At 64.5% G+C, this 24072-nt stretch carries 21 protein-coding genes; 10 read left to right on the top strand and 11 right to left on the bottom strand.

Features of this window, described 5'->3' with window-relative positions:
* Positions 1-7: 7 nt before the first annotated feature.
* Entirely contained in the window at positions 8-478 is a 471-nt protein-coding gene (locus C167_RS0127040) for a DUF1348 family protein (protein ID WP_017521450.1), read from the top strand.
* 107 nt (positions 479-585) lie between these two features.
* Here C167_RS0127040 and C167_RS0127035 read toward each other — a convergent pair whose 3' ends face one another.
* The 4 genes from C167_RS0127035 to C167_RS0127020 all read right to left on the bottom strand — a co-directional run bounded on the left by C167_RS0127035 (position 586) and on the right by C167_RS0127020 (position 5006).
* Positions 586-2208 carry a GMC family oxidoreductase gene (locus tag C167_RS0127035; RefSeq protein ID WP_017521449.1) on the bottom strand — a complete coding sequence of 541 codons (1623 nt, stop codon included), beginning with the start codon at positions 2206-2208 and terminating at the stop codon, positions 586-588.
* 137 nt (positions 2209-2345) lie between these two features.
* Complete coding sequence (locus C167_RS0127030; protein WP_017521448.1) at positions 2346-3179, bottom strand: ABC transporter ATP-binding protein; 834 nt, start codon at positions 3177-3179, stop codon at positions 2346-2348.
* Positions 3167-3973 (bottom strand): ABC transporter permease, encoded by an 807-nt coding sequence (locus tag C167_RS0127025; protein ID WP_017521447.1) that lies wholly within the window; start codon positions 3971-3973, stop codon positions 3167-3169. The genes C167_RS0127030 and C167_RS0127025 overlap by 13 nt, the downstream gene beginning before the upstream one ends.
* A 58-nt stretch (positions 3974-4031) precedes the next feature.
* Complete coding sequence (locus C167_RS0127020; RefSeq protein WP_017521446.1) at positions 4032-5006, bottom strand: ABC transporter substrate-binding protein; 975 nt, start codon at positions 5004-5006, stop codon at positions 4032-4034.
* A gap of 496 nt (positions 5007-5502) precedes the next feature.
* Here C167_RS0127020 and C167_RS0127010 point away from each other — a divergent pair, with 496 nt between their 5' ends.
* From C167_RS0127010 to C167_RS0126995, 4 genes are all read left to right on the top strand, one after another.
* A complete protein-coding gene (locus tag C167_RS0127010) occupies positions 5503-6477 on the top strand; it encodes an AEC family transporter (protein WP_200860181.1) in 975 nt (324 codons plus the stop codon).
* A gap of 88 nt (positions 6478-6565) precedes the next feature.
* Entirely contained in the window at positions 6566-6901 is a 336-nt protein-coding gene (locus C167_RS32985) for a DUF2388 domain-containing protein (protein ID WP_017521443.1), read from the top strand.
* 271 nt (positions 6902-7172) lie between these two features.
* Entirely contained in the window at positions 7173-8477 is a 1305-nt protein-coding gene (locus C167_RS0127000) for a CitMHS family transporter (protein WP_017521442.1), read from the top strand.
* A 17-nt stretch (positions 8478-8494) separates the two neighbouring features.
* On the top strand, positions 8495-9253 hold the full coding sequence (locus C167_RS0126995; RefSeq protein ID WP_017521441.1) for a TerC family protein: 759 nt from the start codon (positions 8495-8497) through the stop codon (positions 9251-9253).
* Positions 9254-9338: 85 nt separating this feature from the next.
* Here the strand turns inward: C167_RS0126995 and C167_RS0126990 are convergent, their stop codons facing one another.
* Complete coding sequence (locus C167_RS0126990; protein ID WP_017521440.1) at positions 9339-9812, bottom strand: LEA type 2 family protein; 474 nt, start codon at positions 9810-9812, stop codon at positions 9339-9341.
* A 20-nt stretch (positions 9813-9832) separates the two neighbouring features.
* Positions 9833-11140 (bottom strand): PQQ-dependent sugar dehydrogenase, encoded by a 1308-nt coding sequence (locus tag C167_RS0126985; protein WP_017521439.1) that lies wholly within the window; start codon positions 11138-11140, stop codon positions 9833-9835.
* A gap of 329 nt (positions 11141-11469) precedes the next feature.
* Here C167_RS0126985 and C167_RS0126980 point away from each other — a divergent pair, with 329 nt between their 5' ends.
* On the top strand, positions 11470-13194 hold the full coding sequence (locus C167_RS0126980; protein ID WP_017521438.1) for a Na/Pi cotransporter family protein: 1725 nt from the start codon (positions 11470-11472) through the stop codon (positions 13192-13194).
* 98 nt (positions 13195-13292) lie between these two features.
* A complete protein-coding gene (locus tag C167_RS0126975) occupies positions 13293-14327 on the top strand; it encodes an AraC family transcriptional regulator (RefSeq protein ID WP_017521437.1) in 1035 nt (344 codons plus the stop codon).
* 82 nt (positions 14328-14409) lie between these two features.
* On the opposite strand, the gene C167_RS0126970 is transcribed toward C167_RS0126975, so the two are convergent.
* The gene (locus C167_RS0126970) at positions 14410-15366 is read right to left on the bottom strand and encodes an NAD-dependent epimerase/dehydratase family protein (RefSeq protein WP_017521436.1); all 957 of its coding nucleotides are present in this window, start codon (positions 15364-15366) and stop codon (positions 14410-14412) included.
* A gap of 208 nt (positions 15367-15574) precedes the next feature.
* Here C167_RS0126970 and C167_RS0126965 point away from each other — a divergent pair, with 208 nt between their 5' ends.
* Positions 15575-16948 (top strand): M16 family metallopeptidase, encoded by a 1374-nt coding sequence (locus C167_RS0126965; protein ID WP_017521435.1) that lies wholly within the window; start codon positions 15575-15577, stop codon positions 16946-16948.
* 22 nt (positions 16949-16970) lie between these two features.
* On the opposite strand, the gene C167_RS0126960 is transcribed toward C167_RS0126965, so the two are convergent.
* The gene (locus C167_RS0126960; protein WP_017521434.1) at positions 16971-17522 is read right to left on the bottom strand and encodes a GNAT family N-acetyltransferase; all 552 of its coding nucleotides are present in this window, start codon (positions 17520-17522) and stop codon (positions 16971-16973) included.
* A 124-nt stretch (positions 17523-17646) separates the two neighbouring features.
* A complete protein-coding gene (locus C167_RS0126955) occupies positions 17647-18936 on the bottom strand; it encodes an MFS transporter (RefSeq protein ID WP_017521433.1) in 1290 nt (429 codons plus the stop codon).
* Positions 18937-19363: 427 nt separating this feature from the next.
* On the opposite strand from C167_RS0126955, the gene C167_RS0126950 reads away from it, so the two are divergent.
* Complete coding sequence (locus tag C167_RS0126950) at positions 19364-20023, top strand: S1C family serine protease (RefSeq protein ID WP_017521432.1); 660 nt, start codon at positions 19364-19366, stop codon at positions 20021-20023.
* Here C167_RS0126950 and C167_RS0126945 read toward each other — a convergent pair.
* Positions 20005-21234, bottom strand: a complete 1230-nt coding sequence (locus tag C167_RS0126945; protein ID WP_017521431.1) for a nucleoside recognition domain-containing protein — start codon at positions 21232-21234, stop codon at positions 20005-20007. The genes C167_RS0126950 and C167_RS0126945 overlap by 19 nt on opposite strands.
* Positions 21235-21342: 108 nt before the next feature.
* Positions 21343-22692 carry a glutamate/aspartate:proton symporter GltP gene (gene gltP, locus C167_RS0126940; RefSeq protein WP_017521430.1) on the bottom strand — a complete coding sequence of 450 codons (1350 nt, stop codon included), beginning with the start codon at positions 22690-22692 and terminating at the stop codon, positions 21343-21345.
* 673 nt (positions 22693-23365) lie between these two features.
* Here gltP and C167_RS0126935 point away from each other — a divergent pair.
* Positions 23366-24025 (top strand): DUF3313 domain-containing protein, encoded by a 660-nt coding sequence (locus tag C167_RS0126935; RefSeq protein ID WP_017521429.1) that lies wholly within the window; start codon positions 23366-23368, stop codon positions 24023-24025.
* Positions 24026-24072: the final 47 nt, after the last annotated feature.

Below are 24072 nucleotides of genomic sequence, written 5' to 3'. Positions count from 1 at the left end.
GCGCACCATGAGCGAAGCCCGTCCCCCACTGCCGCCCTTCACCCGCGACACCGCCATCCAGAAAGTCCGTCTCGCCGAGGACGGCTGGAACAGCCGCGATCCGCACCGCGTCTCGCTGGCCTATACGCCGGACAGCCGTTGGCGCAACCGCGCGACCTTCGTCCAGGGCCGGGAGCAGATCGTGCAGTTCCTTGCCGCCAAGTGGGTGCGCGAGCAGGAATACCGGCTGATCAAGGAACTCTGGGCCTTTACCGAGAACCGCATCGCCGTGCGCTTCGCCTACGAGTGGCACGACGACTCGGGCAACTGGTTCCGTTCCTACGGCAACGAGAACTGGGCCTTCGACGACAACGGCCTGATGTTCGAGCGCCATGCCAGCATCAACGACCTGCCGATCGGCGAGGACGAGCGCCTGTTCCATTGGCCGCAGGGCCGTAGGCCGGACGATCATCCGTCGCTGAGCGAGCTGGGGCTGTAGAGGGTTATCCACAGCATCGGATTGGCTGTTGTAGGAGCGGAAATCGCAGAGCCAGCCCTGTAGGAGCGAGCTTGTTCGCGAGCAAGTTCGCTCCTACATGAAGCCGCTCAGGCTGGCACGGCGTGGGCGGGAGCCGCTGCATGCTCGCGGCTGTCCTCGAGGATCATCGCCGCCGCGCGCTCGCCGAGCATGATGCAGGGCGCGTTGGTATTGCCGCTGATCAGCGTCGGCATGATCGACGCATCCACCACGCGCAGACCCTTCAGGCCGTGCACGCGCAGGCGCAGGTCGACCACGGCCATCGCGTCCTCACCCATCTTGCAGGTGCCCACCGGGTGGAACACGGTGGCGGCGTATTCGCGCAGGTGCTCAAGCAGCTGCTCGTCGGTCTGTACCTGCGGACCGGGGAGCATCTCGGCACCACGGATATTGTCGAATTCCGGCTGGGCGAGGATCCTGCGCGCCAGCTTGACGCCTTCCACCAGCACGCGGCCGTCTTCTTCGTTGGCGAGGAAGTTGTAGTCGATCTCGATGTCGCCACCCTGCTTCACGCGCAGTTCGCCGATGCTTTTCGGACGCAGTACACAGGTATGCACGGCGTAGCCATGGCCCCACTCGAACAGGCGGCCACGGTGGCTGCGGTAGCCGGGCACGAAGTGGAACTGCACATCGGCCAGCGAATCGGCCAGCGGCGTACGCGCGAAGCCACCGGCCTCGACATAGTTGGTGGTCAGCCAGCCCTTCTTCGCCAGCAGGTACTTGAACGGCGAGAGCAGGATCTGCGGCAGCGAGCCGAGGGAGAAACCCAGGCTCAGCGGGCTCGGCGAGCGGACGGTGACTAGGCCGTCGAGGTGGTCCTGGAGGTTCTTGCCCACGCCCGGCAGGTCATGGTTCACCGGGATGCCCGCAGCCTTCAGCTCGGCAGCCGGGCCGATGCCGGAAGCCAGAAGGATCTGCGGCGAGCCGAGGGAACCGGCCGAGAGGATCACCTCCCGGCGCGCCAGCAGGCGTTCGCCGCCGCGCAGTTCGAGGCCGGCGACACGCTCGCCTTCGAGCAGCAGGCGACCCACCTGGCGGTTGGTCAGCACGGTGAGGTTGTTGCGCTGCAGCGGCGCGACGAAGGCGCGGTAGCTGCTCAGGCGCTTGGCGTCCTTCTGGGTCAGGTTGTAGATGCCCACGCCCTCGAATTCGCGGCCGTTGAAGTCATCGTTGCGGCGCAGGCCAATACGCTCGCCGGCCTTGATGAACAGCTGCGACAGCGGGTTGGGGTCGCGCGGCTTGTCCACCACCAGCTCACCGAGGGTGCCGTGCAGCGCCGGGTCCTGGCCGAGCAGGTTGCGTTCGGATTTCTTGAAGAACGGCAGCACGTCCTTCCAGCCCCAGCCTGGGCAGCCTTCGGCTTCCCAGCGGTCGTAGTCGGAGGCGTGGCCGCGGATGTAGATCATGCTGTTCATCGAACTGGAGCCGCCCAGCGCCTTGCCGCGCGGGCAATGCAACGAGCGGTTGTTCAGGCGCTTCTGCGGCGCGGAATAGAAGTTCCAGCTGAACACCTTGCTCTTGTACAGCGTGATGGTGCCGGCCGGCGTCTGCACGCGAGGGCTGGCGTCGCTGCCGCCGGCTTCCAGCAGGCAGACGCGCACGGCCGGGTCGGCGCTCAGGCGGTTGGCCAGCACGCAGCCGGCGGAACCGGCGCCGACGATGAGATAGTCGTAGGTGGAATCGTTGGACATGGGGTTTCCTTGGGTCCTTGCGTGAATGGCAGAACCCCTCACCCCAACCCTCTCCCAATGGGAAAGGGGGCCGAACGGTGCTGCAGCGAATCACCGCATCGGCTGGCGCCCTGCAGGAGGCGCCAGCCGGCGGCAGGTCAGTGCGCTTCTTCCAGGTCGTCGTGGAGCAGCCCGAGGATTTCGCGCTTCATCTCGATGAACGTGCGGTCCATGACCATGTCCAGCGAGCGCGGGCGCTCGATGGGCACGTCGAGGATGCGCTTGATGCGGCCTGGGCGCGCACCCATGACATAGACGCGGTCGCCCAGCAGGATGGCCTCGTCGATGTCGTGGGTGACGAACACCACGGTCTTCTTGCTGTGGTCCCACACGCGCAGCAGCAGTTGCTGCATCTGCATGCGGGTCTGGCTGTCGAGGGCGCCGAAGGGCTCGTCCATCAGCAGGATCTGCGGGTCGTTGGCCAGCGCGCGGGCGATCGCCACGCGCTGCATCATTCCGCCGGAGAGCTGCTTGGGGTAGTTGTTCTCGAAGCGGCGCAGGCCGACTTCGTCGAGGTAGTAGTCGACGATCTCGCGGCGCTCGGCCGCCGGCATGCCGCGGCGTTTCAGGCCGAACTCGACGTTCTGGCGCACGGTGAGCCAGGGGAACAGCGTATAGCTCTGGAACACCATGCCGCGGTCGGCGCCAGGGCCGTCGACCAACTGCCCGCCGACGTAGATGTCGCCGTCGGTGGGCTCGGCCAGGCCGGCGGTGAGGTAGAGCAGGCTCGACTTGCCGCAGCCGGAGGGGCCGACGATGACGGCGAACTGCTGGTCCGGCACTTCGAAGGAAACGTTCTCCAGTGCGCTGAAGGTGCCGCCTTCCGGCGTGCGGTAGCGCAGGCTGACGTTCTCCACCCGCAGGCGGGCCGGGTTGGCGGCTGGCTGGCCGGTCACGGCTTGTTCTTCCTGCTTGATCGCTACTGCGCCCATGACGCCACCTTCAGTCGAATGAATCGGAAGAGTTGGTCGGTGATCAGGCCGAGCAGGCCGATGATGGCGATCGCCAGGAAGATCACGTCGACCTGGAAGCCGCGCATGGCCTTCAGGCTGATGTAGCCCAGGCCGCTGGAGGCGGCGACCAGTTCGGCGACCACCAGATAGGTCCAGGCCCAGCCCATGGTCACGCGCAGGGTGTCGAGCACGCCGGGCAGCGAGGCCGGGCCGAGCACGTGGAGGACCACGTCGCGGCGGTTGCAACCCAGGGTGTAGGAGGCGTTGACCAGGTCCTTGGCGACGCTGCGGGAGACGTCGGCGATCATCACCAGTTGCTGGAAGAACACGCCGAAGATGATCACGGTGACGCGCTGTTCCAGGCCGATGCCGATCCACAGGATGAACAGCGGTACGAAGGAGGTCACCGGCAGGTAGCGGATGAAGTTCACCAGCGGTTCGAGGAAGGCCTGGACGATGCGGAAGCTGCCCATCAGTAGCCCCAGCGGCACCGCCACCAGCGAGGAGACGATGAAGCCGATCATCACCACCTTGACGCTGGCCATCACGTGGGTGGCGAGGGTGCCGTCACTGGCCAGGCGCACGCCGGCCGCAAGCACCGCGTCCGGGGTAGGCAGGAACATCGCCGGCACCACGCCGCCGTAGGAAAGCCCGGCCCACAGGCCGAACACGAGCAGCCAGCACAGGGTGCCGGCGGACCAGACCAGCTTCAGCGGCAGGTCGACCTTGGGCGTCAGGCAACGGCTGAGCCAGGATTGCGAACGACGAGGCATCGCGGATTCCTCCAGGCGAGCGGCGCCAGGCCGCCCGCGGGGACAAGAGTGAGACGGTTTACTCGGAGACGAAGCGCGGGTCGACCAGGTCGTCGTAGCTGACTTCCAGGCGCTTGCCCTGCAGGCCGCTCCAGGTCTCGTTGGCGAGACGGATCAGGCCCTTGATGTCGCCGGGCTTGCCGGGGGTGCCCATGAGCTGCTCGCTCATCGCCTTGTCGTAGAAGCGCACGCCCTTGGCGGCATCGGCCAGGGCCTTGGGATCGGCGAGGTAGCCGCCGACGCCCTTGGCCATGATCGCGTAGGCCTCGTCCGGATGCTCCTTGGTGTACTGCACGGCCTTGTACAGGCCTTTCACCAGGGCCTTCACGTCCTCGGGCTGCTTCTCGATGACGTCGCAGTTGAGGGCGACCACGTCGACGATCACGCCGGGGGTCGTGGAGCTGTCCACCAGCACCTTGCCCTGCTGCTTTTCGCGAACCAGCGAGAGGTGCGGTTCCCAGGTCACCGCGGCGGGCACGCGGCCGGCGATGAAGGCGCTGGCTGCGTCATCGGCGGTCATGTTCTGCACCTTGATGTCGGCCATGCTCATGCCGGCGTGCTTGAGCAGGTAGGACAGCCAGAACTGCGAGACGGAGCCTTCGTTCACCGCCACTTCCTGGCCCTTGAGCTGGGCCAGGGAGGTGACGTCCTTGCCCACCAGGACGCCGTCGCCGCCGTGGCTGTCGTCCAGCGCGGCCACGGCCTTGAAGCAGAACTTGGGCCGGTACTTGAGGATTTCGTCGATGGTGGAGGCGGAGCCGGAGAGCTGGCCGGAAGCCTGGGCCGCCATGTACATCGAGGCTTCCTCGATGGTGGTCAGCTGCAGGTCCAGGCCCTGTTCCTTGAAGTAGCCCAGGTCACGGGCCAGGTACAGGGTGCCGTAGCCGACCCAGGTGGTGTGGCCGATGGACAGGGTGCCGGCCTGCGCGCCGGAAACGGCGGCGAGAGCCAGGGCGGAACACGCGATGGAACGCACGAGCAAGGACTTGATCATGAAGCACTCCCACAGCCATTTGGCTTTGTTGTTGATTTACTGCGGCAGTGGCCAGGAGGCCGGTAGAACCGGGACATGGGCGGCATCGGGCTCTATGGCCCAGCGTCTGAAGGCTTTGTCTCGCGACATGTCTGACAGACCGATGGTGGCCGAAGCGGGAGGCTCGGAAAATTATTAAATATGTCGTTGCGCCATAAGAAAAAGCTGCCTTGCGCGTGAAATTGCACCAGCGTGGCGCAGCGGACGTCCGGGGCGCGCCGATGCGATTCCGTCATCGGCATGCGGCCGAACTCCGCCAACGCACGCAACCCACCAGTGACGGCAATCGGCCCACTCGGCGCCACGATGCCGGAAGCGGTTTCAGTGGCAGGCAGTTCTGTGCTGCTCACGCCGACGGGAGGTGAACGGCTTCGCCGGCCCTGTGGACAAGGTTTTCCACACCGCACCCGGTTGTGGAAAACGACTCCGGACAGAAGCAGAAACTTATCCACACGCCTTGCCCTTCCCTCCACGCCCTCGGCAAGATGCCCGCTCCCACCACCATCGCGGGGTTGCCGTGACCGCTCTGTTCCAGGCCCTCTGGCCGTTGTTCGCGCTGATCGTGGGCGGCTTCGTGCTGCGCCGCAAAGGCTTTCCCGGCGACGCCTTCTGGCCGGCGGCGGAGCGCCTCAACTACTTCATCCTGTTCCCCGCGCTGCTCGCCAGCAGCCTGGCCAGCGCACCGCTGGACGACCCCGGCCTTGCCCGCCAGGCGCTGGCGGTGATGCTGGGCCTGAGCATTGCCTGGACCGCCCTGCTGGCCTTCAAGCGCCTGCGCGGCTGGAGCGCCGCGCGCTTCGGCGCCATTGCCCAAGGCGTACTGCGCTTCAACACCTACCTGGGCCTTGCCGCCGTCGGCAGCCTGTACGGCAAGCCGGGACTGACCCTGGCCGCGCTGATGCTGGCACTGATGGTGCCGACGGTGAACGTGATGTCGGTGTGGGCGCTGACCGCCGAACGCGGAATCAGCCTGCGTTCGCTGCTGCTGCCCATCGTGAAGAATCCGCTGATCCTCGCCTGCGTGGCCGGCGCCCTGCTCAACGTGACGGGCATCGGTCTGCCCGGCGGCACGGACCGGCTGTTCAACCTGCTCGCCGTGGCCAGCCTGCCACTGGGCCTGCTCTGCGTCGGGGCGGCGCTGCAGCCGCAGGAACTGCGCGCGGAAGCCTCGGCGCTGGGCTGGAACTGTGCGATCCGCCTGCTGGCCATGCCGCTTTTGGCCTTCGCCATCGCCCGCCTGCTGGCACTGCCGGCGCTGGAAAGCGCACTGCTGGTGCTGTTCTTCGCCTTACCCACAGCCCCGACCGCCTACGTGCTGACCCGCCAGTTGGGCGGCGAGAGCGGGCTGATGGCCGGGATCATCACGCTGCAGACCTTGCTGGCCGGCGCCAGCCTGCTGGTGGTGATGGGTGCGATCCAGGCGCTTGGGTGATCGTTCGCACAATCACTGACAAGACCTTGAACCCAGGCGCCGCACTTGGGACCATCGCCGCCTTTCTCAGATGGATACTGAGTTCTCCATGCCGCGCTACAAGGATTGTCGAACCGCCTGCCTCATGCTCGCGTTGTGGGCACACCTGCCATCGGCATCTGCCGAAGATGTCGGCGCACCGACCATGGTGGGCATCGCCACCACGCTCGCCCCGTTTCTCATCACCACGCTCAGCAAGGGCCTGACCGACATGGCCGGTGACAAGCTGCACGACGCCAAGGATGATGCGGCTACGCATGTCGCCAGCAACGGTGAAATCAGCGGCCCGTACCTGGCGTCCGCCCTGCGTGAACTGCGCCAGGACCAGCGTTTGGCCGCCGTCGACGACGCCACACTGGTTCAGGCGATTCTGGTCCATCCCTGATCCCCATCGTCCCGACTGCGTCGCCATCCGGGCCCCGTCATCGGGACCTTGTCCGGATATCGCGTGGCCGAAAGCCTGCTGAAAGCCTGACCCCCTAGCATCGCCGCCTCGGTCCTCCCGGCCGGACCTGCGTTCGCGCAGCGTACAAAAACAACAATCGGTGATCGCCCATGCCCCCTGTCCTGTTCCTGTCCGCCCCGACTCCGTCCGCCCTGCACGTGCTTATCCACAGCTGCTGCTGAATCCCCCGCGCCGACCCGGAGTTATCCCCATGCTGACGTTCCTCGCCTTCGCCATGGTGGCGACCTTCATGTTCCTGATCATGACCAAGCGTCTGTCGGCGCTGATCGCGCTGATCCTGGTGCCGATCACCTTCGCCCTGCTCGGCGGCTTCGCCAAGGGCCTGGGGCCGATGATGCTGGAGGGCATCCGCACCCTGGCGCCGACCGGCGTGATGCTGATGTTCGCCATCCTCTACTTCGCCATCATGATCGACTCCGGGCTGTTCGACCCCGCGGTGCGGCGCATCCTCAGGCTGGTCAAGGGCGACCCGCTGAAGGTGTCGATGGGCACCGCCGCGCTGGCGATGATCGTCTCGCTGGATGGCGACGGCTCGACCACGTACATGATCTGCGTGGCCGCCGTACTGCCGTTGTACAGCCGGCTGGGCATGAGCCCGCTGCTGATGGCCTGCCTGATCATGCTCTCCAGCGGCGTGCTGAACATGACGCCCTGGGGCGGCCCCACCGCTCGCGCGGCCAGCGCGCTGCACGTGGACCCTGCGGATATCTTCGTGCCGATGATCCCGGCCATGCTCGCCGGCATCGCGGCGATCTTCGGCCTGGCCTGGGCCTACGGCAAACGCGAGCGCGCGCGCCTGGGCGAATTGCACCTGCCCACCGACCACGAAGCCATGGCCGAGGTCAGCGTCTCGCAGTTTCCCGACGCTCGCCGACCAAAGCTGCTGTGGTTCAACGCCGTGCTCACGGTGGTTCTGATGGGGGCCCTGGTTGGCGGCCTGCTACCGATGCCTGTTCTCTTCATGATCGCCTTCGGTATCGCGATGATCGTGAATTATCCCTGCATCATCGAGCAGAAGAAGCGCATCGGCGCCCACGCCGAGAATGTTCTCGCAGTGGTCTCGCTGATCTTCGCCGCCGGTGTCTTCACCGGGATTCTTTCCGGAACAGGGATGGTCGAAGCCATGTCCAAGAGCCTGCTGGCGGTGATTCCGCCGGCGCTGGGGCCCTACCTGGCCACCATCACGGCGCTGGTGAGCATGCCGTTCACCTTCTTCATGTCGAATGACGCTTTCTACTACGGCGTGCTCCCGGTACTCTCCCAGGCCGCCGCGCAGTACGGCATCAGCCCGGTGGAAATGGCCCGCGCCTCCATCGTCGGCCAGCCGGTGCACCTGCTCAGCCCGCTGGTCCCCTCCACCTACCTGCTGGTGGGGCTGGCCAAGGTGGACTTCGGCGACCACCAGCGCTTCACCCTCAAATGGGCCGTGCTGGTGTGCCTGGCGATTCTCGCCGCGGCCCTGCTGTTGGGGCTTTTCCCTCTCTTTAACGACTGACTTCGAGTACCGCTCAAATGGAATGGCTGACCAGCCCTGAAATCTGGATTGCGTTCTTCACCCTGACCGCCCTGGAGATCGTCCTGGGCATCGACAACATCATCATGATTTCCATCCTGGTCGGCCGCATGCCCAAGCACATGCAGCCGCGCACGCGCTTCTTCGGGCTGGCGCTGGCCATGGTCACGCGCATCCTGCTGTTGCTCTCGATCACCTGGGTCATGCGCCTTACCGCGGACCTGTTCCAGGTGTTCGGCCAAGGCATTTCCGGCCGCGACCTGATTCTGTTCTTCGGCGGCCTGTTCCTGCTGTGGAAAAGCAGCAGCGAGATCTTCCACGGCCTGGAGGGCGAGGACGAAGCCGAGGGCGAACCCAAGAGCGTGATGGGCGGCTTCATCGGCACCATCATCCAGATCGCCATCATCGACATCGTGTTCTCGCTGGACTCGGTGATCACCGCGGTGGGCATGGTGTCGAACGTGCCGGTGATGATCGCGGCAATCATCGTCGCGGTGCTGGTGATGATGCTGGCGGCCGGCGCCATCAGCGACTTCATCGACAAGCACCCGTCGCTGAAGATGCTCGCGCTGTCCTTCCTCATCGTGGTCGGTACCGTGCTGATCGCCGAGGCCTTCGAAGTCCACGTACCCAAGGGCTACGTCTACTTCGCCATGGCCTTCTCGCTGGCCGTGGAGGCGCTGAACATCCGCATGCGCACCGCGCGCGGGAAGAAGGAAAACCCGGTGAAGCTGCGCAAGGACATTCCTGGACAATAGTCCACAGGCGCTATCCACAGGCTTCAAATAAAAAACCGGGCTATAGCAGCCCGGTTTTTTTATCCACAGTGGCTCAGCGGAACCCTCAAGGACGCGCGCCCGGCGCAGGCCAGTTGAGCACGCCCTTGTCGTTGAAACGCACCGTGCCAAACAGTCCGCCGGCCAGCTTGCCGTTGATCTCGTAGGGCATGCCCTGGCGCGGTGGCCCGCCCGACAGGCCCCAGGCCTGGCGGAAGGCGGAGAACGCTGAAATGCTCACCGGCACGCTGATCACTTTTTCACCAAAGCGCGGCACCTGTCCGCTGGCGTCGCTCACTCCACTGGCCAGCGGCTGGCCGTTCACTGCGAGATCCAGGGCAATGCCGTTGTAGTCGATGGCCTGGTCATTGGGATTCTGCACCCGCAGCTTGACCGTGAAGCGCGCCTCCATGCCCTGCCCCGTCGCGGGCTCAAGACCGACCAGATCGATACGCAGCGGATCACGCGTGCCGAACAGACTGCTGCAGGCGCCCAGCGCCAGCAGCAGGGCTATCAGGGTGACGCGTCGAACGATGGCCATATCCATTCCTTTTACAGATTTCACTTCACGGTAGCCGGCCGCAGGCGCCACACGGTGTTACCCACGTCGTCGGCGACCAGCAGTCCACCGAACTTATCCACAGCAACGCCCACCGGCCGGCCCATGGCTTCGTTTTTGTCGTTGATGAAACCGTCCAGCACCGTCACCGGCTGGCCATTGGGTTTTCCGCCGCCGAAGGCGATGAACACCACCTGGTAGCCGCTGCGCGGCTTGCGGTTCCAGGAGCCGTGCTGGCCGATGAATACACCGCCACGATAGCGCTCCGGCAGCAGGCTGCCCTGATAGAAGGCAAGGCCGAGCGAAGCCGTATGGGCGCCCAGGGCATAGTCGGGCACCAACGCCTTTTCCACCATGTCCGGGCGCGGCGGCTCGACACGCTTATCCACATGCCGGCCGTAGTAGCTCCAAGGCCAGCCGTAGAAGCCGCCTTCCTTCACCGAGGTCATGTAATCGGGCACCAGGTCGTTGCCCAGCTCGTCGCGCTCGTTCACGGCTGTCCACAGCACGCCGCTGTTGGGTTCCCAGCCCAAACCATTGGGGTTGCGCAGACCCGAGGCGTACAGCCGCACCTTGCGGTTGCTCAGGTCGATCTGCAGGATCGCCGCGCGGTTCTTCTCGGCGTCCAGGCCATTCTCGCCAACGTTGCTGTTGGAGCCGACAGTAGCGTAGAGGTAGCGGCCATCGGGGCTGGCGAGGATGTTCTTGGTCCAGTGGTGATTGATTGGGCCACCCGGCAGGTCGACAACCTTTTCGGCCTTGGCGCCAATGGTCGTATCGCCGGTCTTGTAGGGGAAGCGCACCACCGCATCGGCATTGGCCACATAGAGCCAGTTATCCACAAGCGCCATGCCGAAGGGTGAAAACAGTCCTTGCAGCAGCACGCTGCGCTGTTCGGGCACGCCATCGCCGTCAGCATCGCGCAGCAGGGTGATGCGGTTGGCACTGGGCACCTGGGAACCGGCCTTGGCCATGATCTTCTCGGCCACCCAACCCTTGATGCCTTCTGATTCCTCCTTGGGCGGGGCGGAGCTCTCTGCCACCAGCACGTCGCCATTGGGCAGCACGAAGAGCCAGCGCGGATGGTCGAGCTTGTCGGCGAAGCGCTGTACTTCCAGGCCTTCGGCCGCCCTTGGCGTCTGACCGACGGGCCAGCCGGTGGCGGTGGCGACGTTGACGGTGGGCAGCAGGCTGCTCTGGGGCTCCGGCAACTGCGGCTGCGGCCCGGTGCCGGCGGTGAATGGCAGGGCGGATTTTTCGCCGCAACCGGCGAGTGCCAGTGCGACCAGCAGGGGGAACGACCAATGCATGGGACTTCTCCTCGGCCTGTAGTGGGTTTGATGGACGGCAGTCTAGACATTGGCGTCCGCCGTTCCGTGCGAAATAACCGATGCAAAGGCTCTCGCTTGTGCTTTCGATCGGCTTTACTGACAGACAGGAATCCCGGCAAATCAGCGATTTGGCGAACCCTCAAGGAAGAACGAGGGTCTACCATGACAGTCTTGTGACAATCGCCTGTGCGTTGCCGTGTCCTTCTCGGCCCTCCGCGCTGTCTGTACGGAGCCGCGGGCGAGGTCGTTACAGGGTCCGTCGACGGACGCATCGCCAACGGGCCCGCTTGAGTGCGAGGGGGCCCGACATGCTCAAACTGCTCGATCTGCTCTCTGCCGTCGCCCTGTTGGTGTGGGGCACACACATCGTCCGCACCGGCATCCTCAGGGTCTACGGCAGTAATCTGCGAAAGGTCCTCAGCCGCAGCGTGGAGAAGCGCCCGCTGGCCTTCGCTGCCGGCATCGGCGTCACCGCGCTGGTGCAAAGCAGCAACGCCACGGCGTTGCTGGCGACTTCGTTCGTCGCGACCGGGCTGATGGCCCTGGCTCCCGCGCTGGCGATCATGCTCGGCGCTGACGTCGGCACGGCGCTCATGGCGCGGGTGCTGACCCTTGACCTGTCCTGGCTGTCGCCGCTGCTGATCTTCTTCGGGGTGATCTTCTTCCTCGGCCGCAAACAGACGCGGCTCGGTCAGATCGGCCGGGTGTTCATCGGCCTGGGCCTGATCATCCTCGCGCTCCAATTGATCGTCGCCGCGGCCGAGCCCATGACCCAGGCCAAGGGCGTGAAGGTGCTGTTCTCCAGCCTCACCGGCGACGTGATGCTCGACGCCCTGACCGGCGCGCTGTTCGCGATGATTTCCTATTCCAGCCTGGCCGCCGTGCTGCTCACCGCGACGCTGGCGGCTTCCAAGGTGATTTCGCTCAAGGTGGCGCTGTGCCTGGTGGTCGGCGCCAACCTGGGCAGCGGCATCCTGGCGATGATCAGCGCTTCCTCGCAGAATGCGGCCGGCCGCCGAGTGGCGCTTGGCAGCCTGCTGTTCAAGGTCGCCGGTTGCGCGCTGGTGCTGCCGCTGGTAGGCCCGCTGGCGGACTGGATCGATCACTGGCAGTTCAGCACCGCCGAACTGGTGATCGCCTTCCACGTGCTCTACAACGCCACCCGTTGTCTGGCCTGTCTGCCGCTCACCGGGCAGATGGCAGCCTTCTGCACGCGCATCATGCCCGACCGCCATTCCCCGGAAGATACCGTGCGCCCGCGCCACCTCGACCCGGCGGCGCTGGATACGCCGAGCCTGGCGTTGGTCAATGCAGTACGTGAAACCCTGCGCATGGGCGACATCGTCGAGCAGATGCTGAACAACCTGATGCAGGTTATCCACAGCGGGGACCCGCTGCTGGGCAAGCAGATCCGCAAGCTGGACGACGACGTCGACGCGCTCTACACCGCGATAAAGCTCTACCTGGCGCGCATGCCCCGCGAGGATCTGAGCGAGGCGGACAGCCGCCGCTGGGCGGAAATCATCGAACTGGCGATCAATCTCGAGCAGGCAGGCGACATCATCGAGCACATGCTCGGCGCCGTGCAGGACAAGAAGACTTCGCGCAGCCGCTCTTTCTCCGATCACGGTCTGGAGGAAATCACCGTACTGCATGGCCAGTTGCTCTCGAACCTGCGCCTTTCGCTTTCGGTGTTCCTCAATGGCGACCAGGAAGGCGCCAGGCGCCTGCGCCGCGCCAAGCAGCGTTTCCGCCTGCAGGAACGGCGCTTCGCCCACTCGCACGTCGACCGCCTGCGCCAGCAGGTGGTACAGAGCATCGAAACCAGCTCGCTGCACCTGGACCTGATCAGCGACATGAAGCGCTTGAACTCGCTGTTCTGCGCCATCGCCTATGCTGTTCTGGACAACCCCGATGCGAGCGGTTCGGCAATCGGTGAGCCTGTGGAAGACGAGGACTTCGTCGAGCACGAAGTCGAGGCGACACAGGATTCCCAGCGACCGGCTTCTCCCGGCTCCAGCGCGACGGGTTGACGACCGAAGAGGCTGAGCGAGCGTTCTGTCAGAACCTTCGCCAGCCCCTACAAAGTCCTGATATCACGACGCCCAGGGTTCGGGCAGAATCCGCCGCCATGGAAGCATGCACTCACTCCCAACACACTCCCTCGGTCAGCGCCAGCCTGACCCAGGCCATCCTGCTGGCGGCTGTGCGTCTGGGCCTGAACCGCGACGCACTGCTGGCGGTCAGCGGCATACGCGAATCCCAGCTCGCCGATCCGGACGCGCGCATCGACTTCGCGCTGCAGGAGCGTATGTGGCAGGCGATCCAGGCCGACCTGCCGCATGACGAGCCGGGCCTTGCCATGGGCCGGGCCCTGTCGCCGGCATCCTTCAGCGCGCTGGGCTACCTGTTGCAGTCGAGCACCACGATGGGCGATGCCCTCGAATCGGCGCTGCGCTACCAGCGTCTGGTGGGCGAAGGTGGCCAGGTGTCCATCGAGGCCCAGGCCGAGATCATCTGGGTCAGCTACCGCCCGCTGAATCCGGAGCCGCCGGCCACCCGCGCTCGCGCCCTGGCGCTGCTGGGCTTCTGGGCACGCCAGCTGCGCGCCCTGCTCAGCGACCTGCCGCTGGCCGGTTGCCGCTTCATGCACAGCCGGCCGGAAAGTCTTTCAGACTACGAAAAGGCCTTCGACTGCCCGCTGCAATTCGACGCGCCGGACTATGCCCTGGGCCTACCTCGAGCACTCATCGACGCTCCGCTGCCGCAGGCCAACCCGCCACTTCGCGACCTGTTGCGCCAGCACGCCGAAGGGCTGCTCGCCAAGCTGCCCAGCGCGAGCGTCAGTGGCCGTGTGGTTGCCCTGCTCGGCGAGCAACTGACCCGCGGCGAACCCGGCCGCGCGGCGGTTGCCGGCGAGCTCGGCCTGAGCGAACGCACCTTGCAACGTCGCCTGGCGGAAGAAGGCAGTAGTTATCAACAGCTGCTGGCTGATACCCGGCGGCAACTGGCAGAACGATACCTGGGGGAAGGCAATCTGCCGGCCACGGACATCGCCGCCCTGCTCGGTTATTCCGAGCCCAGCGTGTTCTTCCGTGCGTTCCGCCACTGGACCGGCCTGACGCCAGGCGAATATCGCCAGCAACGGCGGCAATCCGCGGGTTAGCGACATTGCCGGGAGTGCGTTGCAGACGAGAGCCCACAGGGTTTTCAACAACGTTGTCTACAGGTTATCCCCAGCACCCCGTTCAGCCGTGCGGCCCCCGCGCAGCGAGATAGGCCAGGAAAGCCTCGCGACTGGAGTAGCGCGGTTCATAGCCGAACTCTTCCTTGAGTCGGCGGTTGTCCAGCACCGGCCGGTAGCGCAGGTAGTCCACCTGCTCGGGACCAAAACGCGACAACCCCAGCGGTTTGAGCAGCCCCAGACCCATGCGCATCAGGCTGGCCGGCATCGGCCGGTAGGGTTTGTTGAGCAGACCGGCAATCTCGCGCAGGGACAGCGCGCCATCGCCGGCAAGGTTGTAGATGCCCTCGCTGCCGCGCTCCAGTCCCTGGCGAATGACGTTCACCACGTCCTGATCCCAGATGAAGACGAAGCGGCTGCGATGCGCCAGCACGCCGACCAGGGTGGGTCGGGCGAACAGTTCCGCCAAAGGGTTATGCACACGTCGACCGAGGATGGTGCCTGGACGAAGAACCAGCTGCTTGAGTTGTGGATAACGTTCCCGTGCGTTGGCCAGCAGCTGCTCGATTTCCTGCTTGCAGCGCGCGTGCAGCAGGTGCGGATGGCCCCGCAGCGGGTGCGACTCGTCGATCCACTCGGCGTTGTCGCGGTGGAAGCCATAAGCGGCGCCAGAGCTGGTGACTATCAGTTGCTGCACGCCAGTATCCCGCGCCGCCTCGATCAGCGCGCGCGTGCCGCCGACCTCGATCGAGTGGCGTTTCTGGGCCGTCATCTCCCGCGGCGGGTTGACCACCGCGGCCAGGTGAACGATCGCATCGGGCTTCCAGTGTTCCACGCAAGCCCGTGTATGCGCGGCGACGCTCAGGTCCAGCATGACCGGCTCGATGTTCGGGCGCAGTCCCTGGGATTTGATCCGTTGCATGTCGGCGGCAATGAGCGTCCAGTCCAGGTGCTGGACGGCAAGCTCACTGAGCAGGCTCTGGCCGAGAAACCCCGCGGCGCCGGTGATCAGGACACGCATGTAGCCTCCAGATCGCCCCGGGCTGGAGCGAACGACAGGTCCATCAGTCAGGGTAGATGATCTGAGCGCAGTGGCGCGGTCCGATAGCCACCGTGATCCTTCGGGACAGGGCCCAGCGTCGACGTCGCCCCCCGACAAAGGTTGAACGTGGTGGGTTCGGGCCGGTCAATCCGCTATCCTCACGGCTTTGCGTTCAGGCACACCGCTCATGCGTTGGTTGTTCGTCCCCCTGCTCTCCCTGCTGCTCAGCGCCTTGTCCCATGCCGACCAACGGCAGACGGTCGAGGCCTATCAGCTGGAAAACGGCATGGGCGTTCTGTTCAAGCCAACCCGCGAGAAAGGCCACGTGTCGATCCGGCTGATAGTCGGCGTCGGCTTCAGCGATTTCAGCTGCCGCGAGCGCCAGCTTCCGCATTTGATGGAACACTTGTTCTTCAGCGGCCTGGACGGCGGCGACGAGGCTGACCTGGAAGCACGCATGCAGGCCCTGGGCGGCCAATGGAACGCCTTCACCAGCGAGGGCGACACCGCCTTCGTGGTCGAGTCCCCCGCCGCCACCCAGCGCCAGGTGCTGGACCTGCTGCTGGAGATCATCACCCGCACCCAGCTCGACCAGCGCAAGATCGACTCCGCCAAGCAGGTGCTGGTGCGCGAGGACGGCGGCCACTATTCGCACCTGCAGCGCTGGCTGGACCACCAGAACGTCAGCCGTGCCGGCCAGGAACAACTGGCTGTGGAGCTGGGGCTCGCCTGCGATGAGCGCGCACCTGTGGATAACCTCACCCAGGCGCAGCTGGAACAGTTGCGCAAGGATTGGTACGTCCCCGGCAACATGACCCTGATCATCGTCGGCGACCTGGACCCGCGCCTGCCGGTCTACCTGAGCCGCACCTATGGCGCCCTGGTGGACCACGACACGCCGGAACGCCGCGATCTGCCGCAGATGAAGAACAGCGCCGAACGCCAGCGCAGCCTGATCACTGGGTTGTTCGGCGAAAGCGCAGTGCTGCACTGGATCTTCCCGGAGCCGGAACAGGCCGATGGCGCCACGCTGGACCTGCTTCAGGCCTACCTGAACGATGCCCTCTATACCGAGCTGCGCGTGCGCCGCGAGTTGTCCTACGGCCCCTGGAGCGAACGAACCGCGTGGGCCAACCAGGGCTTCCTCAGCCTCAACGCGAATGTCGAGCGGGACGAGCAAGAGGTGGCACAAAAGGCCCTGGGGGAGCTGGTGGAGAAGATCCGTCACGACGGCCTCGACCCGCAGCGCTTCGCCCGCATCCAGCGCGTGGCGCGCGCACAACTGGCCTGGAGCACACCGGGTAATTCGACACTGGCGGATTACTACTGGGGCGCGCTGGCGGACTTCGACGACGGCAGGTTCCCCGACGAGGACAAGCGCCTGGCGAAGGTCAGCCTGGCCCACGCCAACGACGTGGCGAAGCAACTGTTCAAGGATGAAGGTTACCTGCGCATCGAGAAACCACTGCTGGATGACGACATGGTCTATCCGCTGGCGGGCCTGGGCGCGCTGTTGCTGGTGGGGCTGCTGGCGCTGGCGCTGTGGCGCCGACGGGGCTGAACCCCGTCGGCGCCTTCAGGCTTCAGAGTGCGAGGCGGCGAATGACCTGGCAGGAGTCGTCCGGGTCGATCTGGGCGCGGAAACCCAGCTCGCGCGCCATGTCGCGCATGTCGCGGTCCATGGATGAGTCGATGGAGTACATCTGGTGGAAGCCATTGCGCTTGGCCACGTCGATCAGATGGCGCATCAGCGCGACATCCAAACCCAGTTGCTTGAATTCATCGGCGATGGTCACCGCACATTCGCACTGCTGGTTATCCACAGCGGCGTAACGGCTGATGCCAACTTCGCGCAACTCACCGTCCACATGGGTCAGGGCGATGAAAGCCATGGTGGTCTGGTAGTCGACGTCCATCAGCCGATCGAGCAGGCGATCGTCGATCTTCACTTCGCCATGGAAGCGGAATTTGCGGGTCATGGGCGACAGGCGCTCGAGGAACAGGCGCTCGCGCTCGCGGTCTTCGGCGCGCAACGGGCGGATTAGCACATGGCTGCCGTCTTCGAGGGTTTCTATCCAGTGATCGGCGCCAACAGCCCCGAGGGCTGCGAGCTCGGCTGTAGTGTGGGTGATCATGACGCGGTCTCCGCTGGCGAAGAGGGATTGGGATGACCCTATCCTTCTCCTGCGGATGCCGGGCGAGCCTGACTCAAGTCAATGCCGCCCGGAACCATGCTGAGGCAGAAGGTCGCAGCTGGCCTCAGGCGCTGGCGCCCAAGGCCCCGGCGCGTATGCGGGCGCCCTTGCGGAACAGCGCCAGGGTGGCGAGCAGGCCAAGGGCCGCCGCGCCACTGAGCCAGATGCCCGGTGCCGCCTTGTTGTCCAGGGCGTGGATCAGCCAGGTGCAGACCGCCGGGGTGAAGCCGCCAAAGGTCGCGGTCGCCAGGCTGTAGGCCAGCGAGAAGCCGGTGGTGCGCACATCCGCGGGCATGACTTCGGTGAGCGCCACGACCATGGCGCCGTTGTAGCTGCCATAGAGGAAGGACAGCCACAATTCGACCTCCAGCAAGCGGGCGAAGCTCGGTTCAGCGACCAGCCAGGACAGCATCGGATAGGCGGTCACCAGCGCCAGCACCGTGGCGGCCAGCAGCAGCGGCTTGCGCCCCACCCGGTCGGACACCGCGCCCATCAGCGGCAGCCAGATGAAGTTGGACAGGCCTACACACATGGTGACCAGCAGGCTGTCGAAGTCCGACAGGTGCAGCTCGTTCCTGCCGAAGGTCGGGGTGTAGGCGGTAATCAGGTAGAAGGATACCGTGGTCATCACCACCATGGCGGTCCCGGCCAGCACCAGGCCGAAGTTCTGGCCGATGGAACGCAGCACTTCGCCCAGGCTCGGGTGATGCTTGCGCTTTTGGAACTCGGCGGTTTCCTCCAGCGAACGGCGGATGATGAACAGGGCCGGGACGATCAGGCAGCCGACGAAGAACGGCACGCGCCAGCCCCATTCGCCCATGTCCTGGGGGCTCAGCCAGTGGTTGAGGATCACGCCCAGCAGGCCGGCGAACACCACCGCCACCTGTTGGCTCGCCGACTGCCAGCTGACGAAGAAGCCGCGCTTGCCGGGTGGAGCAATCTCCGCGAGATAGACCGACACGCCCCCAAGTTCCACGCCAGCCGAGAAGCCTTGCAGCAGCCGACCGAACAGCACCAGTAGCGGCGCCGCCACACCCATCGTGGTATATCCCGGCACGAAGGCGATCAGCAGGGTACCGACGGCCATCAGGCCGAGGGTGATGATCAGCCCCTGACGGCGGCCATGGCGGTCGATATAGGCGCCGAGGAAGATCGCGCCGAGCGGGCGCATCAGGAAGCCGGCGCCGAAGGTCGCCAGCGACAGCATCAGGGAGGCGAAGGGGTCATCGCCCGGGAAGAAGGTCTTGGCAATGGCGGTGGCATAGAAGCCATACACCATGAAGTCATACATCTCGAGAAAGTTGCCACTCACCACGCGGAAGACGGCTTTGGCTTTGGAATTGTTCGAGGCCATAAGAACATCACTCTGGCTGCCACAGGGGGGATTTCCCTGAGGGAAAATCAAATGTTCCTCATCCGCGCCCGGCAGGCCTGGATGAGCGAATTATTTGTAACCCTATGTGTAAAAGCCTCGGTTCGACAATCGGAAAATGGCTGAAAGGCCCATATTTTATGGAATTGAAAGCTTGGCGAAAGCTTCGATGCCGTTCGTCGGATTCCATGTTTATTCGAACAACTTCTCAGTTTTTAAAATTCGGATAAATCTATTGAGAAACTATTTGCCTCATTACAAAGCCAACTTCCTACATAAAAATCTGTAGGAAACCTTCATTATTCGAGATAACTCCTAAAGAAATACCGCGAGTAACAATCTTATTTTTATATAAGAAAATTCCCTGAGTAGAAGTTAGCTTTTCCCACAAAAAAGGGAGAGCTTTCAGATGAACAAAGTGTGGGGAATGCTATTGCTGTTTTTACTGGCCGGCTGCAACGGCTGGGTTTCGCCGGAAACCGATGGTCGCCTGACCGACCGCTATTTCTCGGTGCTTTCCGGCCCGCCGATTCCAGGCTTTATCGTAGCTTCCGCGGTGCAATGGAATGCGGACTACGCGGTGACCGCCGCCCATACGCCTTTCCTGCGCAACCAGGCCTATCGCTGCAGCACTGGCTGCGACCTGCTGTTCATTGCCCACAAGTCCGATGGCGAACTGCCGCGATGGCGTGAGTTCCGCGCGGGTGAAGCTGTCACTGCGCTGGGCAGCAGTTCGCTGTTGATCCCGATGAGCAGCATGGGCAAGGTCTGGCCGGTGCCCTTCGTCGATGACGGCTCGACCAGTGGCGAACGCTACGGCGTGCACGACGCGGCCATTGCCAAGGGAATGTCCGGCGGGCCGCTGATCGGCAGCGATGGCAGCGTGCTGGGAATCAATATCGGATTCCAGGCAGGGTTCAGGCCGCCGGCGAACCGCCCGGAACTGGCCGGCATGTCACGCCTGAGCGTGTTCGTGCCCTACAGCGTGATCCAGCGCGAATGGCTGCTGTTCCAGGCACAGGCGGCACACCGGACGAGCCATCACGCCCTTCAGGCAAAGAACCAGTAGCAGACGCCGATGGAAGCCAGCACGCCGGCCAGGTCCGCCACCAGCGCGCAGCCCACCGCGTGACGGGCCCGCTGGATACCGACGGCGCCAAAGTACACGGCAAGCACGTAGAAGGTGGTTTCGGTGCTGCCCTGCACCGTGGCGGCCACCAGGGCCGGGAAGCTGTCCACGCCGTAGGACTGCATGGTTTCCAGCAGCATCGCGCGTGCGGCGCTGCCGGAGAACGGCTTGACCAGCGCAGTGGGCAGCGCATCGACGAAGCGGGTATCCCAGCCGACGCCTTCAACCACCCAGCGGATGCCGTCCAGCGCCATCTCCAGTGCACCGGAAGCACGCAGCACGCCAACGGCGCAGAGCATCGCCACCAGGTAGGGCAGCAGGCTCTTGGCGACGTCGAAGCCTTCCTTCGCGCCTTCAACGAAGGTTTCGTAGACCGGCACCTTCTTCAGCCAGCCGACTATCAGGAACAGCAGGATGATGCCGAACAGCGTCAGGTTGCCCAGCAGCGAAGACAGTTGCGCCAGCGCGGTGGCGGAGAGCCCCGCCAGCAGCGCCATGAAGCCGCCCAGCGCCAGCGCGCCGGGAATCAGGTAGGCCAGCACCACCGGGTCCCACAGGCGCAGCCGCTGCATGACCGCCACGCTGAGCAGCCCCACCAGGGTGGAGGCGCTGGTGGCCAGCAGGATCGGCAGGAATACCAGGGTCGGGTCCACCGCGCCCTGCTGGGCGCGGTACATGAAGATGGTCACCGGCAACAGGGTCAGCGACGAGGCGTTGAGCACCAGGAAGAGGATCTGCGCGTTGCTCGCCGTGGTGCTGCTGGGGTTGAGTTCCTGCAGCGCCTTCATGGCCTTCAGACCGATGGGCGTGGCGGCGTTGTCCAGGCCCAGGCCGTTAGCGGCGAAGTTCAGGGTGATCAGGCCAATGGCCGGATGGCCGCGGGGCACCTCCGGCATCAGGCGGCGGAACAGCGGGCCGAGCAGCACGGCCAGCTTTTCCACCAGGCCGGCCTTCTCGGCGATGCGCAGGAAGCCCAGCCACAGGGTCAGGGTGCCGAACAGCAGCACCATGACTTCTACCGACAGCTTGGCCATGGCGAAGAGGCTTTCCACCATGGCGGCGAATACGCTGGCCTCGCCACCCAGCAGCCAGCGGGAAAGCGCGGTGACCGCCGCGACGATGAAAAAGCCCAGCCACAGGCCGTTGAGCATGAAGAGTCCCCCTTGGAATGGCCCGGATGATAGCGGCACGAGCCCCTCCGGCGCCATAAACGACAAGGCCCCGGACGCTGCCGGGGCCTTGTGGATAACCCTTGCGGGTCAGTGAGCGGCGGGGCTTTCCTTGCCGTCGGCGCTCTCGCCTTCGAGGAAGGCTTCGATGCGGCCGTTCTGCATGGCCTGCCAGTAGCGGGCGCCTTTCTGCGCGTCGTAAACGCCTTCCCACTTGGAGATCACCAGCACCGCCAGGGCGTTGCCGATCACGTTCAGCGCGGTGCGCGCCATGTCCATGATGCGGTCGACACCGGCGATGAACGCCAGGCCTTCCAGCGGAATGCCCACGCTGCCCAGGGTCGCCAGCAGCACCACGAAGGAAACCCCCGGCACGCCGGCGATGCCCTTGGAGGTGACCATCAGGGTCAGCACCAGCATTAGTTGCTGGCCGATGGACAGGTCGATGCCGTAGAGCTGGGCGATGAAGATCGCCGCGATGCTCTGGTACAGAGTCGAGCCATCGAGGTTGAAGGAGTAGCCGGTGGGCACCACGAAGCTGCTCACCGCCTTGGGCGCGCCGTAGGCTTCCATCTTCTCGATGATGCGCGGCAGCACGGTCTCGGAACTGGCGGTGGAGTATGCCAGGACCAGTTCATCCTTGAAGATGCGCATCAGCTTGATGATCGAGAAGCCGAACAGGCGTGCGGCCAGGCCCAGCACCATGAAGGCGAAGAAGGCGATGGCGAAGTACACCAGCACCACCAGCTTGGCCAGCGGCAGCAGCGAGGCGAAGCCGAAGTTGGCGACCGTTACGGCGATCAGCGCGAACACGCCGATGGGGGCGTAGCGCATGATCATGTGGGTGACGCGGAACATGGCCTCTGCCACGCCCTGGAACATCTTCACCAGCGGCTCGCGGGTCGGCGCCGGCAGCGAGGACAGCCCCAGGCCGAACATCACCGAGAAGAAGATGATCGGCAGCATCTCGCCACGGGCCATGGCCGCGAAGATGTTCGACGGGATCAGGTTGAGGATGGTCTCGATGAAAGCGTGATGGTGTTCGACTTCCTTGGCGGTCTGCGCGTACTGGGAGATATCCACAGTGCCCAGGGTGCTCATATCGATGCCGGCGCCGGGCTGGAACAGGTTCGCCAGCAGCAGGCCGACCACGATGGCGACCGTGGTGATGATTTCGAAGTAGATGATGGTCTTCAGGCCGATGCGGCCGAGTTTCTTCGCGTCACCCATGCCGGCGATGCCGACGATGAGCGAGGAGATCACGATCGGTACGACGATCATCTTGATCAGGCGGATGAAGATATCGCCCGCCGGCTGGAGGATGTTGCTGATCCACCAGGCCTTTTCCGCGCTGAAATGATTGAGCGCGGCGCCCAGTGCGATTCCGAGTACCAGGCCGATGAGGATCTGCCAGGCGAGGCTGAGCTTGGCTTTGCCCATAGTGAGTCACCCTTGATTCTTGTGGAAGTCGGGGTCGCCGAACCATCGGGATGCCGACGGCCAGCGAAAAAAGGGGCGCATGATTCCCACCCACTCATTTCCCGTCTAATGCCGGAAACGCCTACCCCATGCACAATCGGCATGGAAAAAGGCATCTGAAACCTCGATTCCAGGTCACAGGAACCTTGATTTTCTGCATGACACAGGTTCCTCAACGCCTGTCACGCAGCGCTCTTCAAAGCCGTCTAGGCTTGGTTCAAATCGGCCATCAATGGCGTGTATCCATCGGAGAAGAAGCCGCGGCGCGATGACGGCGGCTTTCTGTTTCCGGATGTACGGTCACGTTGTGGACCGTCGGGGGATGGCCGTGGGCGAGCAAAGGGCCCATCGGCGGCAAGGCTGGCTGGAGCGCGGGCGCTGTGGATCAGTCGCTCGACTCCGCTCTTCATTGTGGAGGTGGTGGCTGACCGTCAATCGGGCAAATCGCCCGACGAGAATCGGTGGGTGATTGTAGGTCGTTTCCACAAGGCCCCAATTGACTGACATCAGTGAAGTTCGACCGGCTTCGAGCCAGCATGCGGCTACCCTGCCGCCGCCGCGACAGCCGGGTTAGCAATGGGTTGTTCAATGTGGTGAAAGCACAATGCGGTGAAACTTTGAATAAGGATGCTCCATGACGCGACGCTACGTAGTACCCACGCTGCTCCTCGCCGGTGCCCTGGCGCTGGCCGGCTGCTCCAGCCAGAAACCGGACACCTCGCAGTACTCGGGCTTCCTCGGCGACTACTCGCAACTCAAGCCCGCCACCTCCCCCAGCGGCCAACCGGTGCTGCGCTGGGTCGACCCGAACCTGAAGCTGCAGAACTACAGCTCGGTCTTGGTCGAGCGGCCGGTTTACTACCCGCCGCCCAAGCCGAACGAGAATATCGATCAAAAGACGCTCGACGAGATCCCCGACTACCTGAAGAAACAGGTGGAGCTGCAATTGGGCAGCCGCTACCGCATCGTCCAGCAGGCTGATCGCGACACGCTGGTGCTGCGCACCGCTATCACGGGCGTGAACATTTCCACCGAGGGTCTGAAGGCTTACGAAGTGATCCCGATCGCCCTGGTGGTGGCAGCCACGACCACGGCCATGGGTACCCGGGACCAGGACACTGAGGTCTACGTCGAATTCGAGGCGCTGGATGGGGCGACCAGCAAACCGGTCGCCAAGGTTGTGCGCAAGGGTGCGGGCAAGACGCTGGAGAACACCAGCACTCATCTGAATCTCACCGACCTGAAACCGGTACTCGACGGCTGGGCGCGCGACGCCGCGAACTTCAAGCCGTAAGCGGTTCGGAATGAAATGAAGCGCTCCGGAACCGGCGCGAGAATCCC

The sequence above is a fragment of the Pseudomonas nitroreducens TX1 genome (genome assembly GCF_000313755.1).
Classification (GTDB): domain Bacteria; phylum Pseudomonadota; class Gammaproteobacteria; order Pseudomonadales; family Pseudomonadaceae; genus Pseudomonas; species Pseudomonas nitroreducens_A.
The sequence above is the reverse complement of the archived record's forward strand: the minus strand, read 5'-3'. Positions and strand labels throughout refer to the sequence as shown.

What these genes read in the sequence shown, in the direction of transcription:
- C167_RS0127040 (WP_017521450.1), top strand. Translation starts at nt 8, where the DNA reads ATGAGCGAAGCCCGTCCCCCACTGCCGCCCTTCACCCGCGACACCGCC.
- C167_RS0127035 (WP_017521449.1), bottom strand. Translation starts at nt 2,208, where the DNA reads ATGTCCAACGATTCCACCTACGACTATCTCATCGTCGGCGCCGGTTCC.
- C167_RS0127030 (WP_017521448.1), bottom strand. Translation starts at nt 3,179, where the DNA reads ATGGGCGCAGTAGCGATCAAGCAGGAAGAACAAGCCGTGACCGGCCAG.
- C167_RS0127025 (WP_017521447.1), bottom strand. Translation starts at nt 3,973, where the DNA reads ATGCCTCGTCGTTCGCAATCCTGGCTCAGCCGTTGCCTGACGCCCAAG.
- C167_RS0127020 (WP_017521446.1), bottom strand. Translation starts at nt 5,006, where the DNA reads ATGATCAAGTCCTTGCTCGTGCGTTCCATCGCGTGTTCCGCCCTGGCT.
- C167_RS32985 (WP_017521443.1), top strand. Translation starts at nt 6,566, where the DNA reads ATGCCGCGCTACAAGGATTGTCGAACCGCCTGCCTCATGCTCGCGTTG.
- C167_RS0127000 (WP_017521442.1), top strand. Translation starts at nt 7,173, where the DNA reads ATGCTGACGTTCCTCGCCTTCGCCATGGTGGCGACCTTCATGTTCCTG.
- C167_RS0126995 (WP_017521441.1), top strand. Translation starts at nt 8,495, where the DNA reads ATGGAATGGCTGACCAGCCCTGAAATCTGGATTGCGTTCTTCACCCTG.
- C167_RS0126990 (WP_017521440.1), bottom strand. Translation starts at nt 9,812, where the DNA reads ATGGCCATCGTTCGACGCGTCACCCTGATAGCCCTGCTGCTGGCGCTG.
- C167_RS0126985 (WP_017521439.1), bottom strand. Translation starts at nt 11,140, where the DNA reads ATGCATTGGTCGTTCCCCCTGCTGGTCGCACTGGCACTCGCCGGTTGC.
- C167_RS0126980 (WP_017521438.1), top strand. Translation starts at nt 11,470, where the DNA reads ATGCTCAAACTGCTCGATCTGCTCTCTGCCGTCGCCCTGTTGGTGTGG.
- C167_RS0126975 (WP_017521437.1), top strand. Translation starts at nt 13,293, where the DNA reads ATGGAAGCATGCACTCACTCCCAACACACTCCCTCGGTCAGCGCCAGC.
- C167_RS0126970 (WP_017521436.1), bottom strand. Translation starts at nt 15,366, where the DNA reads ATGCGTGTCCTGATCACCGGCGCCGCGGGGTTTCTCGGCCAGAGCCTG.
- C167_RS0126965 (WP_017521435.1), top strand. Translation starts at nt 15,575, where the DNA reads ATGCGTTGGTTGTTCGTCCCCCTGCTCTCCCTGCTGCTCAGCGCCTTG.
- C167_RS0126960 (WP_017521434.1), bottom strand. Translation starts at nt 17,522, where the DNA reads ATGATCACCCACACTACAGCCGAGCTCGCAGCCCTCGGGGCTGTTGGC.
- C167_RS0126955 (WP_017521433.1), bottom strand. Translation starts at nt 18,936, where the DNA reads ATGGCCTCGAACAATTCCAAAGCCAAAGCCGTCTTCCGCGTGGTGAGT.
- C167_RS0126950 (WP_017521432.1), top strand. Translation starts at nt 19,364, where the DNA reads ATGAACAAAGTGTGGGGAATGCTATTGCTGTTTTTACTGGCCGGCTGC.
- C167_RS0126945 (WP_017521431.1), bottom strand. Translation starts at nt 21,234, where the DNA reads ATGCTCAACGGCCTGTGGCTGGGCTTTTTCATCGTCGCGGCGGTCACC.
- gltP (WP_017521430.1), bottom strand. Translation starts at nt 22,692, where the DNA reads ATGGGCAAAGCCAAGCTCAGCCTCGCCTGGCAGATCCTCATCGGCCTG.
- C167_RS0126935 (WP_017521429.1), top strand. Translation starts at nt 23,366, where the DNA reads ATGACGCGACGCTACGTAGTACCCACGCTGCTCCTCGCCGGTGCCCTG.